The organism is Flavobacterium sp. GCM10022190, assembly GCF_042656445.1.
Lineage (GTDB): Bacteria > Bacteroidota > Bacteroidia > Flavobacteriales > Flavobacteriaceae > Flavobacterium > Flavobacterium nitratireducens.
In genome coordinates, this window is the sequence record NZ_JBHSOQ010000001.1 from 1258291 (window position 1) to 1272493 (window position 14203).

Annotated in this window: 12 protein-coding genes and 1 tRNA gene; 8 read left to right on the plus strand and 5 right to left on the minus strand. The window is 32.9% G+C overall.

Going from position 1 to position 14203, the window contains the following annotated elements; translation table 11 throughout:
• Positions 1–248: 248 nt before the first annotated feature.
• The 3 genes from ACFPTQ_RS05185 to ACFPTQ_RS05195 all read right to left on the minus strand — a co-directional run bounded on the left by ACFPTQ_RS05185 (position 249) and on the right by ACFPTQ_RS05195 (position 1580).
• A complete protein-coding gene (locus ACFPTQ_RS05185; RefSeq protein ID WP_379774722.1) occupies positions 249–809 on the minus strand; it encodes an acetate uptake transporter in 561 nt (186 codons plus the stop codon).
• A gap of 103 nt (positions 810–912) precedes the next feature.
• A complete protein-coding gene (locus ACFPTQ_RS05190; protein WP_379774724.1) occupies positions 913–1332 on the minus strand; it encodes a transposase-like zinc-binding domain-containing protein in 420 nt (139 codons plus the stop codon).
• Between the two features lie 175 nt (positions 1333–1507).
• Positions 1508–1580: transfer RNA gene (locus tag ACFPTQ_RS05195), tRNA-Phe, on the minus strand.
• A gap of 99 nt (positions 1581–1679) precedes the next feature.
• On the opposite strand from ACFPTQ_RS05195, the gene ACFPTQ_RS05200 reads away from it, so the two are divergent.
• The 6 genes from ACFPTQ_RS05200 to ACFPTQ_RS05225 all read left to right on the plus strand — a co-directional run bounded on the left by ACFPTQ_RS05200 (position 1680) and on the right by ACFPTQ_RS05225 (position 7934).
• Complete coding sequence (locus ACFPTQ_RS05200) at positions 1680–2414, plus strand: type III pantothenate kinase (protein ID WP_379774726.1); 735 nt, start codon at positions 1680–1682, stop codon at positions 2412–2414.
• Positions 2407–3657, plus strand: coding sequence for a hypothetical protein (locus ACFPTQ_RS05205; protein ID WP_379774728.1), 1251 nt, complete (start codon positions 2407–2409; stop codon positions 3655–3657). Before ACFPTQ_RS05200 ends, ACFPTQ_RS05205 begins: the two co-directional genes overlap by 8 nt.
• Positions 3658–3696: 39 nt before the next feature.
• A complete protein-coding gene (lptC, locus tag ACFPTQ_RS05210) occupies positions 3697–4251 on the plus strand; it encodes an LPS export ABC transporter periplasmic protein LptC (RefSeq protein ID WP_379774730.1) in 555 nt (184 codons plus the stop codon).
• Positions 4252–4269: 18 nt separating this feature from the next.
• Positions 4270–4464, plus strand: a complete 195-nt coding sequence (locus ACFPTQ_RS05215; RefSeq protein ID WP_379774732.1) for a hypothetical protein — start codon at positions 4270–4272, stop codon at positions 4462–4464.
• Positions 4465–4467: 3 nt separating this feature from the next.
• On the plus strand, positions 4468–5727 hold the full coding sequence (locus ACFPTQ_RS05220) for a hemolysin family protein (protein WP_379774734.1): 1260 nt from the start codon (positions 4468–4470) through the stop codon (positions 5725–5727).
• 107 nt (positions 5728–5834) lie between these two features.
• The gene (locus ACFPTQ_RS05225) at positions 5835–7934 is read left to right on the plus strand and encodes a peptidylprolyl isomerase (RefSeq protein WP_379774736.1); all 2100 of its coding nucleotides are present in this window, start codon (positions 5835–5837) and stop codon (positions 7932–7934) included.
• Positions 7935–8026: 92 nt separating this feature from the next.
• Here the strand turns inward: ACFPTQ_RS05225 and ACFPTQ_RS05230 are convergent, their stop codons facing one another.
• On the minus strand, positions 8027–8950 hold the full coding sequence (locus ACFPTQ_RS05230; protein ID WP_379774738.1) for a GYDIA family GHMP kinase: 924 nt from the start codon (positions 8948–8950) through the stop codon (positions 8027–8029).
• Between the two features lie 29 nt (positions 8951–8979).
• Positions 8980–10299, minus strand: a complete 1320-nt coding sequence (locus tag ACFPTQ_RS05235) for a hydroxymethylglutaryl-CoA reductase, degradative (protein ID WP_379774741.1) — start codon at positions 10297–10299, stop codon at positions 8980–8982.
• Between the two features lie 180 nt (positions 10300–10479).
• Here ACFPTQ_RS05235 and ACFPTQ_RS05240 point away from each other — a divergent pair, with 180 nt between their 5' ends.
• Both ACFPTQ_RS05240 and ACFPTQ_RS05245 read left to right on the plus strand, forming a co-directional pair.
• The gene (locus ACFPTQ_RS05240) at positions 10480–12648 is read left to right on the plus strand and encodes a S9 family peptidase (protein WP_379774743.1); all 2169 of its coding nucleotides are present in this window, start codon (positions 10480–10482) and stop codon (positions 12646–12648) included.
• A gap of 2 nt (positions 12649–12650) precedes the next feature.
• Positions 12651–14195, plus strand: coding sequence for a peptide MFS transporter (locus ACFPTQ_RS05245; protein WP_379774745.1), 1545 nt, complete (start codon positions 12651–12653; stop codon positions 14193–14195).
• Positions 14196–14203: the final 8 nt, after the last annotated feature.

A 14203-nucleotide genomic window follows, 5' to 3' on the forward strand; every position in this document is an offset into this window, starting at 1 on the left:
CCAAGCCGAAAAAATATAAATGTAAATAATTGGGAAGCCAAATAGGGGTTTTGAACTATCAAACAATAATATAAGCGGAATGTTCAATGCTAATATCATTAGCATTGAAAGGATGATTAATTTTTGTTCATGCCTTTTTTTCATTCCAATTTGAAACACAATAGCCTTACCAATGTAAAGCTATTGTGCAGTTTATTGATTGTTTCGTTTTTAGGAACCTGTTTTAGGTCTCAAATAAATATCTTTAATTATAAAGGTAAAACTTGTCTTCCAAGTTTTTCATTCATTACAATAGCGGCAGCCTCATAAAACGCAAAGAAACCACAAAGAATTCCTTCGTAACCAGCAATAGTATGTAAACTCTCGCTTCCTGTAAAACTTGCTGCAGATAATAATCCGAACAGGATAACTAGAGAGCCAAATATTAATTTTCCAATTGTATTACCATTTAAAGTACCAATAAAAAATGCCAGAGTGAATAACCCCCAAATTCCTAAATAGCACCCCATTGAGGCACCATCAGGTTTTGTTACACCTATTAAAGGCAGTAGCCATAATGTGACTAGTGATATCCAGAAGAAACCATAAGATGTAAATGCAGCCATGGCAAAACCGTTTCCTTTTTTCCATTCCATAATGCCTGCAATTACTTGTTGAGTACCTCCAAAAAAGATGCCCATACCCATAATCATAGCGTTAAGTTCGAAGAATCCGGCATTGTGAATGTTTAATAACATGGTTGTCATTCCAAAGCCAAATAGTCCCAGAGGAGCTGGGTTGGCAGTAGTGTCTTTTAATACTTGTTCCATAAGGTTAAAATAAATTAAGGTTGATTTTGGTTGAATAGAGAAGCAAATTCAGTTTTTTTATTTAGAAAAAAAAATAATATATATATAGCTGTAAATGGTATAGTTATTTTTTAAAACGCTCCCATTTAATTACCATAAATTTATCACCTAATTCCGTTATAATCATTCCTGCACTTGAAAGGGTATCTTTGTTTCGTATATATTCTACTAGTTCTAAATGGTTTAGGATTTTGTAGGTGGGGTGGTAGTTGGTGTTGGCGGGTTTTTTAATATTGAATGATTTTATCCAATTGCTAATACTTACGTGCGAGACACCTATTATTCGCTCGATTTCTCTGAAGCTTAATCCTTCTAGATACAGTTGTAATGCCTTGGTCACGTAATAATCATCTATTTTTTTTCCAATTTTATTTACCGTAAAAAAATAGTTGCATTTTTTGCATAAATAGCGCTGCTTGTTTTTGATAATACCACTTTTAACAATTGCATTGTTTTGACATTTAGGGCATTTGATATCATTCATGTATATAAATTTTGCATAAATATATCAAATTTGCAAATATGTTATGGAATTTTTTTAATAACACATTGGAGTGATGGGTTAATTGCTTAATCCCTAAGTTTTGGACTTGACCCAAAAAAAGCATTTGAAACATTATCAAAAACAAAAAACCCGAACTCTAAGAATTCGGGTTTTGTGGTACCTCCAGGGATCGAACCAGGGACACATGGATTTTCAGTCCATTGCTCTACCATCTGAGCTAAGGTACCGTGCTTGTTGCGGGTGCAAATATAGAATCATTTTTAATATATCCAAAACATTTTTATCAAAAAATCTATTTGTACCTTCGTGCAATCAAAATGTAAAATATGATAGTTACTGTTGATGTGGGTAATACACGAATTAAAGCTGGTGTATTTGAGGGAGATACGAGTTTTGGTTTTTTTGTTTTTGAAAAAGTAGCACTTGGTGAAAACCTTAGAAAAATTTTAGATGACTTTCCTTTGGTAGAATCTGTGGTTGTTTCTTCTGTTGGGGATATTGAAAAAGCTTCTTTTTTAGTTTTTGATTCAAGAGTAAAAGTTTGTTTTATAAGTCGTGAAAATGTTTTTCCTTTCGAGAATAATTATGGCACACCCAATACGCTTGGAATAGATCGAATGGTATTGGCTGCTGGCGCGACCCTGATGTTTCCAAATCAAAATAGGCTCGTAATTGATGCAGGAACGTGTGTTACCTACGATTTTGTAGATGAAAATAATGTGTATCAAGGTGGTGCAATAGCTCCAGGGATGCGTTTACGATATGAATCCATGCATAATTTTACGGCTAAGTTGCCTTTGTTGCAATTAGAAAGCCCGGAATCGTACATAGGGAAATCGACTGCTCAATCCATGCATTCGGGTGTGGTAAACGGATTGGTCTATGAAATTGACGGCTTTATCGATACATATAGAGCAAGTTGTACAAAAATTATCATAATTTTAACGGGTGGAGATGCAGAATTTTTGGCTAAACGATTAAAAAATACCATATTTGCCAATTCAAATTTCCTTTTAGAGAGTTTGAACCAAACTTATCAATACCAAATCAACAATGATTAAAAAAATTATTTCAAGCCTTTTTTTACTTTTCTCTTTAGTGTCATTTGCTCAAGAAGGAACTTCTTCTCCTTATTCTTTTTACGGAATAGGTGATGTAAGGTACAAAGGAACCATTGAAAGCCGTTCCATGGGAGAGATTCAAGTTGAACAAGATAGTATTCATATTAATTTAGATAATCCTGCAAGTTATTCGAATTTAAAGTTGACCACTTTTACAGTTGGAGGTGGTTATAATATGACTACATTAAAAAATAGTGTTAGTTCTGAAAAAGCTAAAAGAGTAACTTTTGATTATTTGGCTGTTGGGTTACCTATGGGTAAGTTAGGAGTAGGTTTCGGATTGATTCCTTATTCGTCGGTAGGGTATAAAATAAATTCGTACACTACAGAGGTTGGAGAAACAAGTACTCGTGATTTTGCTACTGGAGGTTTAACTAAAGCCTTTTTTTCTGCCTCTTATAAGTTAGTTCCAAATTTTACCTTAGGCGCAACTGTTGAATATAATTTTGGCAGTGTAGAAACAACAAATATTAATTTTGTTAATGGAGTAAATATTGGTACTCGTGAGATTAATAAAGCAGATTATTCCGGTGTGAATTTCAATTTTGGAGCAATGTATCAAACCAAATTAAATAAAAAACTGAATTTGTATAGTAGTTTGAGTTACAAGTTAGAGGGTAAATTGGCTTCAGATAATTCAAGAAATATTGTAGTGGTTTCAACTTCAAACGGAATTGATTTTTCAGCAGCTGAGACACCTTATGAAGAATCGTTTAGAACTAAATTGACTTTGCCTAGTGAAATTCGATTTGGTGTAGGGATTGGAGAATCTAAAAAATGGCTTCTTGGAGCACAATACGTTATGGCAAGTGAAGGAAACTTGGTTAATACATACAATGCTTCGTCAAATGTTTCGTATGAAAAAGGATTGAAATACAGTGTAGGGGGGTATTTTATTCCTAACTACAACTCCTTTTCTAGTTATGCAAAACGTATTGTGTACAGAGCGGGCTTAAAATACGAACAAACAGGTTTAATTGTAAATTCAGAGTCAATCAAAGATCAGGGAGTTACTTTAGGTCTTGGATTGCCTATTACAGGAAGTTTTTCAAATGTGAATTTAGGACTTGAATTTGGAAAACGCGGTACAACTAATGCTGGATTAGTTCAAGAGAATTATCTAAAATTAAGCGTAGGACTTTCATTAAATGACAGATGGTTTGTTAAGAGAAAGATCGAATAATATAACTGGTAAATTTGTTTTCATCGTATTCCTTTCTTTATGCTTTTATTCAAAAAAGATAAATTATATATAGTAGTCATGGCTTTTGCTGTGACTCTGTTTTTTGGGTGTGAAAGTAATTTTAAAAAAGTACAGCAGGCTAAGATTGTTGAGTTTACCCCAACAGGTGATGCAAATAATGTTAATTTAAAATATACCGATTCGGGTGTTATTAAAGCCGAATTAGTGAGTTCTAAAATGTTAGATTATGCTGTTGTGTCTTTTCCTTTTACCGAGTTTCCCAAGGGAGTTTTAGTTACGGTGTATGATAAAGGGGGTAAAAAGACCCGTATTACCTCTAATTATGCAATTTCATATAAATCAACTAATATAATTGATTTGCAAGGAAAGGTGAAAATAGTATCTCAAGACGGACAAATGCTCGAAACGGAGCAATTGTATTACGATCAAAAAAATGAATGGTTTTTTACAGAGAAAAGATATAAATTTACTGATTTGAAAGGGTCTTCAAATGGTCAAGGAATTGATTTTAGTAAAGATTTTAAAGTGATAAATTCACAAAGAATAACAGGCGAAGTTTTATCGGCCGAATAAATTTTCAATTTTACAATTATGAATTATTTAAAATATACACCTTACATCTATTTGCTATTTGCTGGTTTTTTTGTTTATGATGCAATAGAAAAATGGAATAATCCTAAAGAAACTCCTTTGTTGAGTCTTTTAATTGCCGGTTTGGGTGTTTTTATGTTTTTCTTCAGAAGACGTTTTGTAAAAAAAATGCAGGATCGTAATCGTAAATCGTAATTAATGGAAATTAGTATTATAATTATTTGTCTAATACTATCTGCTTTTTTTTCGGGGATGGAAATTGCATTCATCTCTTCTAACAAAATTTATCTTGAAATTGAAAAAAAACAAGAAGGTTTTGTTTCTAAAATTTTAACTAAACTTACAGAGAAGCCCTCTAAGTTTATTGCAGCAATGCTTATTGGAAATAATATTGCTTTAGTTGTTTATGGTTTCTTCATGGGCGATCTTTTGATGAAATGGATAGTGTCTTTTAATTATCCATTTTCTGATTTTTTTAGTTTGTTTATTCAAACAGTGCTCTCTACTTTGATTGTATTAATCACAGCAGAGTTTTTTCCAAAAGTGTTTTTTCAGATTTATTCCAATTTCTTAATCAAGTTTTTTGCTGTTCCAGCCTATCTCTTTTATCTCTTATTTTATACGGTTTCTTCTTTTATTATTTGGCTTTCCGATTTGATTTTGAAACGTTTTTTTAGAACCGAAGGAGACCAAATTCAATTGTATTTTTCTAAAATTGAACTAGGAAATTACATAACAGAGCAAATGAGTAGTGTAGAAGATCATGAAGAAGTAGATTCTGAAATTCAAATTTTTCAAAATGCATTAGAATTTTCGGGAGTAAAAGCGAGAGATATTATGACTCCTAGAACCGAAATTTTGGCTGTGGATTTATATGATTCGGTAACAGAATTGAAAGACTTATTTATTGAAACGGGTTATTCTAAAATTTTAGTTTACGAAAATTCGTTAGACGAAATCATAGGTTATGTTCATTCTTTTGATTTATTTAAAAAACCAAAAAACATCAAGTCGGTTGTTATTCCAGTAGAATTTGTTCCAGAAACGATCTTCATCAAAGAAGTGATGGATTTACTTATCAAGAAGCGAAAAAGTGTTGCGGTTGTTTTAGATGAGTATGGTGGTACATCTGGGATGATAACGGTTGAAGATATCGTTGAAGAACTTTTTGGAGAAATTGAAGATGAACATGATTCTGACGAGGAATTAATCGAAAAAGAAGTTGAGGAGAATGTGTATCTTTTTTCAACTCGTTTCGACGTAGAGTATTTAAATCAAACCTATAAATTGCAAATTCCAGAGAGTGATTCTTATGGCACTTTAGGTGGTTTTATTGTAGATTTTACGAAAGAAATACCTCAAAAAGGAGCTGTAATCACCATTGGTGGCTATCATTTTGTGATAGAAGAAGCAACAAATAAAAAAATTGAATTAGTGAAGATGACAGTGAAAGAGTAATTTTTTAATAAAAGTGAAAAATCTTTTAAAATAAAACGTTACTTGTATTGTTATTAGCGAGATAATTGTATTTTCGCAAACTGAATATAAAATTAACGAGAATAAAAATGGCAGTTTTATCAAAAATTAGAGAGCGTTCCGCTTTAATGATTGCAGTTATCGCACTAGCATTATTTGCATTTATCATTGGTGATTTGTTTCAAAATGGTACTTTTAGTAGTACTTCTAAAGATGTGGGAAGCATCAATGGAAAGGATATTTCATTTGAGGATTTTAGAATAAAAGTTAGTAATGTTGAAAAAAGTGGTCAAGGTATCACTTCCACAGCAGCTGCAAATAGAGTTTGGGAACAAGAAGTTTCTGTAGCTTTATTGACTTCTGAATTTGATAAATTAGGATTGAGAGTAGGTGAAAAACACATCATCGAAATCTTAAAATCGGATCAAAATATTGGTCAAAACCCAATGTTCTTGAATGCTGCTGGAATGTTTGATTTAAATAAATTCAAAGACTATTTTAAAGCTAATCCAGCGCAAGCCGATTTCTTAAAAGAGCGTGAAAAAGATGCTGAGTTGAATGCTAAATATCAAATATATAGCACTCTTGTAAAAGCGGCTAATTATACAACTAAAGCTGAAGGAAAATTAAAATATGAAATGGAAGCTAATAAAGCTAACTTTTCATACGTAGGGGCTTTGTATTCTTCTATTAAAGATAGTGAGGTTAAAGTTACTGATGATGAGATTATAGAATACATGAAGAAAAATCCAAAAAGATTTAAAGCAGACGAGACGCGTTCTATTGAGTATGTTTTAATCGAGGATAAGCCATCAAACGAAGATTTAGCTGAGGTTAAATCTAAAATAACAAGTTTGTTATCAGGAAGTGTTGTTTATAATCAAGCAACAGGTAAAAACGATACTGTAGCTGGTTTTAGAACTACTGCTAACCCAATTGAATTTGTAAATTCTAATTCGGATATTCCTTATGATTCTTCTTATGTTGCAAAAAAAGATTTGCCTGCTGTAGATGCAGAACAATTATATAATTTAGCACCAGGAGCTGTTTATGGTCCGTACGTTTTTGGTGATTACTACTGTATTTCTAAATCTTTAGGTAGAAAAGTAGGTGTAAATGCAAAAGCAAGTCACATCTTAATTAGTTATGAAGGAGCTCAAGTTCCAAACCAAAGAGAGAAAAGAACTAAAGAAGAAGCTAAAGCGAAAGCAGAAGAAGTGTTAGCTCAAGTTAATGCTAATCCTGAAGGATTTATGATGTTGGCTTTCCAATATTCTGATGATTCATCTGCACAACAAGGTGGTGATTTAGGTTATTTTGGACCTGGTCAAATGGTGAAGCCTTTTAGTGATTTTGTATTCAATAACGGAATTGGTAAAATTGGTTTAGTAGAAACACAATTTGGTTTCCATATTATTAAAGTTACAGACAAACAAGATGGTGTACGTTTAGCTACAGTAGCTCAAAAAATTGAACCATCTGAAGTGACTTCTGATAAAGCTTTTGCTCAAGCAACTAAATTTGAAATGGATGCTGCTGATAGCGATTTTAATAAAGTGGCTAAGGCTATGAAACTAGCAGTAGTTCCAGCTGTATCTGTTGCGGCTATGGATGAGAATTTTGGTTCTTTAGGGAATCAAAGAGCTATTGTAAGATGGGCTTTTGGTGAAGATGCTAAAGTAGGTGCTGTGAAGCGTTTTGAAATCGCTAATGTAGGTCACGTGATTGCAACTGTAAAAGGTATTGATGATTCGGGATTTGCTCCAATTGATCAAGTAAGACCTTATGTAGAAACAAAATTGAAGAATGCTAAAAAAGCAGAAATCCTTAAAGCAAAAATGACAGCTTCTTCACTTGAGGCTATTGCAAAAGCAACTGCTAGTAAAGTGGAAAATGCGGTTAACGTAACTTTAGACAATCCTGTATTAAACGGAGGTGTAGGTCAAGAACCAAAAGTAGTTGGAAATGCATTTGCTTTAGCTCCTAACAAAATTTCTGCTCCTATCGAAGGAAATACAGGAGTTTATGTTGTTAAAACAACTAGTATTGTAAAAGCTCCTGCTGTTAAAGATGTTGCTCCTTATGTAGCTAAATTAAAAGCGCAATCAGCTAATGATGTTAGTAGAGTATTGCCTGCTCTTAAAGATATTGCCGATATTAAAGATAACAGAAGACAATTTAGCTTCTAGTTTTATATAGATTAATTTTAATTTCATAAAAAAACGTCTCGGACTGAAATTTCAGTGTTGAGACGTTTTTTTGTTTATAGAATTTTAGCTCTTTATTTTAAAATCATGTCTTTGTAACTGATGATTGTTTTAAAACCTTTTGAAGCAAAATAGGTGGTTGGGTTTACCTCCGAAATGACCATAATGAAATCGCCACCCCAAGCGCCAAGGCTTTTCGTTTCTCCGATAAAGTCGGAGAATAAATCTTCTTTTACGGTTGTGGTTTCTAGAATCGTACTCATCAAAGCTTCGTGATTGGCAATTGCTAATGCCATTGAGCCAGCGGTTTTAGCATGGATGATTTCTTGAGTGATTTTGTCTATTTTGCTAACGTTCTTTTCAGTATCAGTTGTTTTATTTTTTCTGTAATTGGCAATTGCTGCTTTACTGCTCTGTTTTTTGTTTAGGTAAACAAAGTATATATTTTCTACGAAACTCGGATGGAAAGGGATGCTTTCTACTTTTGGTTTGCCATTTTTTAATTGGTAGATTATCGGATTGTTGTTTTGTGCGCATGCGATATCATAGCCACTTCCTCCAAAACTTTTTTCTAACAATTCAAAGGCGTCAATTTGCAGCCATTGAGCAATATTATTAATTAATGTAGATGAAGTGCCTAATCCCCATTTTTTTGGAAAACTTAATTCGGTACTGATGTTGTAGCCCTTCTCTTTTTCAAGAAATGTAGGATTTAATAAATAAGCTTCGTGAAGAATTTTAATCAGAGTATGTTTTATAGATTCTTCTCCAGCCAAATTTGGGTCAATAATTTCTGAAAAGGAAATTTTGTCCTCAAACCAAATAGTTCCATCACTGTCGTAACTTACCCAATTGATTTCTGGCTGACTTATCTCTTCAATAATTAGATTTTGACCAAATTTAGTTGGCAAAGCCAAAGCTTTAGCTCCATCTAAAACTAAATATTCAGCGGTAATTAATAGTTTACCGTTGCTGTAAAAAGTTTGTTTTGTTTCCATTTTAGAATTTAAATGATTTACAAATACAATTATTTATTTCTAATACTTTCAACAAAAGAGACCACTCCACTATGTGATACCACATGGTTCTTGAAGTGTTTTTGAACCAAATGACGTTCTTCTTCAGTGGCTTCTAATTGATTTAAAATATTATTCAAATGCATTTTCATGTGTCCATCTTGAATGCCTGAAGTTGTCAAAGAGCGTAATGCAGCAAAATTTTGTGCTAATCCTGCAACAGCAACAATTTTCATTAATTCGGCTGCCGATGGATTTTCAAGCATTTCTAAAGATAGTTTTACTAAAGGATGTAAGCTGGTTAATCCGCCTACTGTTCCTAAAGCCAAAGGGATTTCTAGCCAAAAACTAAAGATTCCGTTTTCTATTTTTGCATGTGATAAACTACTGTATTGTCTCTCTTTTGATGCATAAGCGTGTACCCCAGCTTCGACTGCTCTAAAATCATTTCCTGTGGCCAAGATTACTGCATCAACACCGTTCATTATTCCTTTATTGTGCGTTACAGCTCTATATGGTTCTACCTCGGCAATTTGAACTGCACGAACAAATCGCTCGGCAAAAGCTTCTGGATTTGGAATGTGTTTTTCGGATAGGTCTGCAACGGGACAGGAAACCTCTGCTCTTACAATGCAGTTAGGAACGTAATTGGAAAGGATACTCATCACGACTTCAATGCCTTTTTCTTCTTCCGAAAAAAGTTTGTAAGCCTGTGCCTCCTTTTTTAATATATTGGCAAATTGTTCCAAACAAGAATTAATGAAATTGGCACCCATACTATCCTTTGTTTCAAAGGTAGCATGTAGTTGAAAGTAATTCGGAAGCAGGTTTGTTTTATCTTCAAGTGTAATATCTAGAATTCCGCCTCCTCTTTGTTTCATGTTTTTCGTTAAGTCATGAGTTTCAGAGAAAAATTTAGCTTTTGTTTCTGCAAAAAATAATTCAAGTTTAGAACTATCCCCTTTGTACATAAAATGGACTTGTCCTATTTTTTCGGTTTTAATAACGGTAGCTTTAAAACCTCCTCTGGTTGACCAATATTTTGCCGCTTTGGATGCAGCAGCCACTACAGAACTTTCTTCAATTGCCATTGGAATCGTATAATTTTTACCGTTAATTAGGAAATTTGGTGCGACTCCAAGAGGAATATAAAAGTTACTTATGGTGTTTTCAATGAATTCATCATGAAGTTTTTGAAGTTTTTCATCTGAATTCCAATATTTTTTTATTAATTCGATAGCTTTTGTAGGGCTAGAAAAGTAAGTTGTTGCTATCCAGTTTATTTTTTCTTCCTTGGATAATTTAGAGAATCCGGCTACGGCTGTGTTCATTTTCAATGGATTATGAGTATAAAGTACTGCAAATATACGCTATAGTGTTTTTATTTGCTATTAATTTATTGTCAATTAATTCGATAATTTTAGTCGGATTATTGCGTTTTTAACAGAGTTTTGATTAGATGATTGAGTTTTTTTTATTAATATTGGAAATTTATTTATTATCGTAAGTGTATGAGGACAAAACAATATTCATTTTTTCTTTTTTTGCTAAGTTTCGTTTCTTTTGGTCAACAAAAAATTTCGGTTGAATCTATTTATCGAGGGATGTTTAGAACTCAAGAGATGTACGAACTACAATCGATGAAGAATTCTAATCAATACACCGTCCTAAATTATAATCAAGAAACGCAGTCCTCACAAGTTGATTTGTATAATTTTTCCAACTTAGAAAAAACTGCTACTCTTATTGATTCAAAATCGCATCCATCTATGCCTGCAATCGAAGCTTATACTTTTGATGCAACTGAAAAAATGATGCTGTTAGCTTGTAACTCAACTCCAATTTATCGTCGTTCTTCAACAGCAGATTATTATTTGTATGATATTGCTAAAAAACAGTTGACTAAACTTTTTGATTTTCAAATTCAAGAACCAAGTTTTTCACCTGATGGCAAAAAGATCGCTTTTGCACGTGATAACAATTTATTTGTTTATGATATTGCTACTAAAACAACCCTACAAATTACGAATGATGGTGCTAAAAATGCAATTATCAATGGTATTTGTGATTGGGTTTATGAAGAGGAATTTGAATTTGTTAGGGCTTTCGATTGGTCAAAAGACAGTAAAAAAATTGCTTTTATCCGTTTTGATGAAACTGAAGTTCCTGAATTTTCCATGACTATTTTTGGACATGAATTGTATCCTTATAATCAAACTTTTAAATACCCTAAGGCCGGAGAGAAGAATGCGCTTGTTTCATTGCACATTTATAATGTTGATTCGAAAGCAACCAAAGAAGTAAGTATGAGTAATTATACTGATTTTTATATTGCAAGGTTGCAATGGACCAATGAGGCTAATATCTTATCGGCTCAGGTATTAAATCGTCATCAAGATAATTTAGATTTGCTTTTTATTGATGGAGAGACAGCAGAAAAAAAAGTAGTTCTTAATGAAAAAGATAAAGCTTATGTAGGGGTTACAAATGATTTAACCTTTCTAAAAGACAACAGTTTTGTTTGGACTAGTGAAAAAGACGGATTTAATCATATTTATCACTATGATAAAACAGGAAAATTAATCCGTCAAGTTACTAAGGGAAATTGGGAAGTGACTTCGCTTTATGGAATTGACGAGAAATCGAATACTGTTTTTTATCAATCCACCGAAAATGGTTCTATCAATAGAGGAGTTTACAAAATAGGTTTAAAAGGAAATAATAAATTAGCTCTTTCAAATGCTATTGGAACTAATTCAGCTACTTTTAGTCCTAATTTTGATTTTTATGTGCTTCAATTTTCAAGTGCCACTCAACCTACTACATTTTCACTTATTGAAACTAAGACGGCTAAAGAGTTGAAAGTAATTGAAAATAACAATGCATTAAAAACCAGATTAGCTTCGTATAATTTGCCTAGCAAAGAATTCTTCGTTTTAAAAACAGAAAAAGGAAATGAATTAAACGCTTGGATTTTGAAACCAAAGGATTTTGATCCAGCAAAAAAGTATCCTGTTTTTATGACGCAATATTCAGGGCCAGGTTCACAACAAGTTGCCAACCATTGGAATACATTAGATGATTATTGGTATGCCATGCTAAGTCAGCAAGGTTATATTGTGGTATGTGTTGATGGAAGAGGAACTGGTTATAAAGGTGCTGCATTTAAAAAAGTTACTCAATTGCAATTGGGTAAATATGAAGTAGAAGATCAGATTGATGCTGCCCGAGCGATAGGGAATTATCCGTATGTAGATGCTTCTCGAATTGGAATTTTTGGTTGGTCATTTGGTGGATTCATGGCTTCAAATTGTATTTTGAAAGGATATGATGTGTTTAAAATGGCAATAGCTGTAGCGCCAGTTACCAATTGGAGATTTTATGATTCAGTATATACCGAAAGATACATGCATACACCACAAGAAAATGCAAGTGGATATGACGATAATTCACCAATTAATTTTGCAAAACAATTAAAAGGAAAATATCTTTTGATTCATGGAAGCGCAGATGATAATGTTCATGTTCAAAATGCAATGGAAATGATGTCTTCCTTAATTCAAGCTAATAAACAATTTGATTCTCAAATCTACCCAGATTGTAATCATGGGATTTATGGTGGGATGACCAGAATCCAACTGTTTACTAAAATGACTAAATTTATCCAAGAAAATTTATAATTATGAGTGATTCATTACCAAAACAGAAAGAATTTTTTGGACACCCAGTTGGGCTTTTAATATTGTTTTTTACCGAAATGTGGGAGCGATTTTCCTTTTATGGGATGAAAGCATTACTCATTTTCTATTTAACACGATATCATCTTTTTTCAGATTCAAATGGTAATTTATTGATAGGGAGTTATGCTGCTTTGGTTTATGCCGTCCCTGTTATAGGAGGATTTCTAGCGGATAAATATTTGGGTTTTAGAAAAGCAATTATTTTTGGGGCAATAATGCTTGTCTTAGGACATTTAGGTATGGCTTATGAGGGGAATGCTGCCACACAATCAGTCACAGGTGAGATTAGTCGAGACGAGGTAGCCTTGCAATTTTTTTATTTTTCATTATCCTTGATTATTGTTGGGGTGGGCTTTTTAAAAGCTAACATTTCTTCTTTAGTAGGTGAACTTTATGAAGTAGGTGATAAAAGAAGAGATTCTGGTTTTACTTTATTTTATATGGGAATCAATTTAGGGTCATTTCTAGCAACTATAATTTGTGTTTGGTTAGGAGAAACTTATGGATGGAGCTATGGATTTGGGGCTTCTGGTATTGGAATGACATTAGGTTTGATTACGTTTATTTTAGGTAAAAAATATTTGCAAGGAAAAGGGGAGTCAAAAGTGCCAGCTGTTTTAGATAATAAATATTTAGGTATAAAAATAGAATGGATTATTTATGCTTTGAGTTTTTTATCTGCTTTAGTGTTTTGGCAAATGGTGCAACGCCATGAGGTGGTTTCTTATTCTTTGATGGTAGCAGGAGCACTTTCAGTTGTTTATATTATCTATTATAGTATCACCCAATTGGATAGAAAAGCTAGAGAGCAGCTTATTGCTTTAACAATATTGATTGTTTTTACTGTAATTTTTTGGGCTTTGTTTGAGCAAGCTTACACTTCTTTAAATTTATTCGCTGATAGAATATTAGATAGAACGGTTTTCGGGCATACCTTCTCAGCAGGACAGTTTTTAAGTTTTAATGCTTTATTTATTATTTTATTAGCACCTGTATTTGCATGGTTTTGGGTTAAATTGGGTAAATACAATCCTAATGCGGCCGTGAAGTTTGGTGTAGCCTTACTTTTAGTTGGTTTGGGATTTGGTTCTTTAGTGTTCGGAATATCGATTTCCGGAATGGGGAAAGTAGCCATGATTTGGTTAGTGCTTACTTATTTTTTACACACCTGTGGGGAATTGTGTTTGTCACCTGTTGGGCTTTCAGCAGTAACCAAATTGTCTCCAGTGAAAATTGTAGGTTTTATGATGGGGGTTTGGTTTTTAGCAACGGCAAGTTCTGAATTTATAGCATCGATTTTAGCTAATATTGCTTCTGTAGATACTTCAAATGGAATGGCTCCCGATTTGAATTTGGCTAAGCAAACTTATTTAGTATTGTTTGAATACTTATTTTATACAGGATTAGGCGTTGGCTTTTTATTATTACTAATTTCGCCTTTTATAAAAAAATTAATGCACGGGGTAGATAAAGAATTAAATAATTAATATTTATA

Excerpts from the sequence above, each read along its gene's own strand:
- ACFPTQ_RS05185 (WP_379774722.1), bottom strand. The coding sequence starts at position 809 with ATGGAACAAGTATTAAAAGACACTACTGCCAACCCAGCTCCTCTGGGA.
- ACFPTQ_RS05190 (WP_379774724.1), bottom strand. The coding sequence starts at position 1,332 with ATGAATGATATCAAATGCCCTAAATGTCAAAACAATGCAATTGTTAAA.
- ACFPTQ_RS05200 (WP_379774726.1), top strand. The coding sequence starts at position 1,680 with ATGATAGTTACTGTTGATGTGGGTAATACACGAATTAAAGCTGGTGTA.
- ACFPTQ_RS05205 (WP_379774728.1), top strand. The coding sequence starts at position 2,407 with ATGATTAAAAAAATTATTTCAAGCCTTTTTTTACTTTTCTCTTTAGTG.
- lptC (WP_379774730.1), top strand. The coding sequence starts at position 3,697 with ATGCTTTTATTCAAAAAAGATAAATTATATATAGTAGTCATGGCTTTT.
- ACFPTQ_RS05215 (WP_379774732.1), top strand. The coding sequence starts at position 4,270 with ATGAATTATTTAAAATATACACCTTACATCTATTTGCTATTTGCTGGT.
- ACFPTQ_RS05220 (WP_379774734.1), top strand. The coding sequence starts at position 4,468 with ATGGAAATTAGTATTATAATTATTTGTCTAATACTATCTGCTTTTTTT.
- ACFPTQ_RS05225 (WP_379774736.1), top strand. The coding sequence starts at position 5,835 with ATGGCAGTTTTATCAAAAATTAGAGAGCGTTCCGCTTTAATGATTGCA.
- ACFPTQ_RS05230 (WP_379774738.1), bottom strand. The coding sequence starts at position 8,950 with ATGGAAACAAAACAAACTTTTTACAGCAACGGTAAACTATTAATTACC.
- ACFPTQ_RS05235 (WP_379774741.1), bottom strand. The coding sequence starts at position 10,299 with ATGAACACAGCCGTAGCCGGATTCTCTAAATTATCCAAGGAAGAAAAA.
- ACFPTQ_RS05240 (WP_379774743.1), top strand. The coding sequence starts at position 10,480 with ATGAGGACAAAACAATATTCATTTTTTCTTTTTTTGCTAAGTTTCGTT.
- ACFPTQ_RS05245 (WP_379774745.1), top strand. The coding sequence starts at position 12,651 with ATGAGTGATTCATTACCAAAACAGAAAGAATTTTTTGGACACCCAGTT.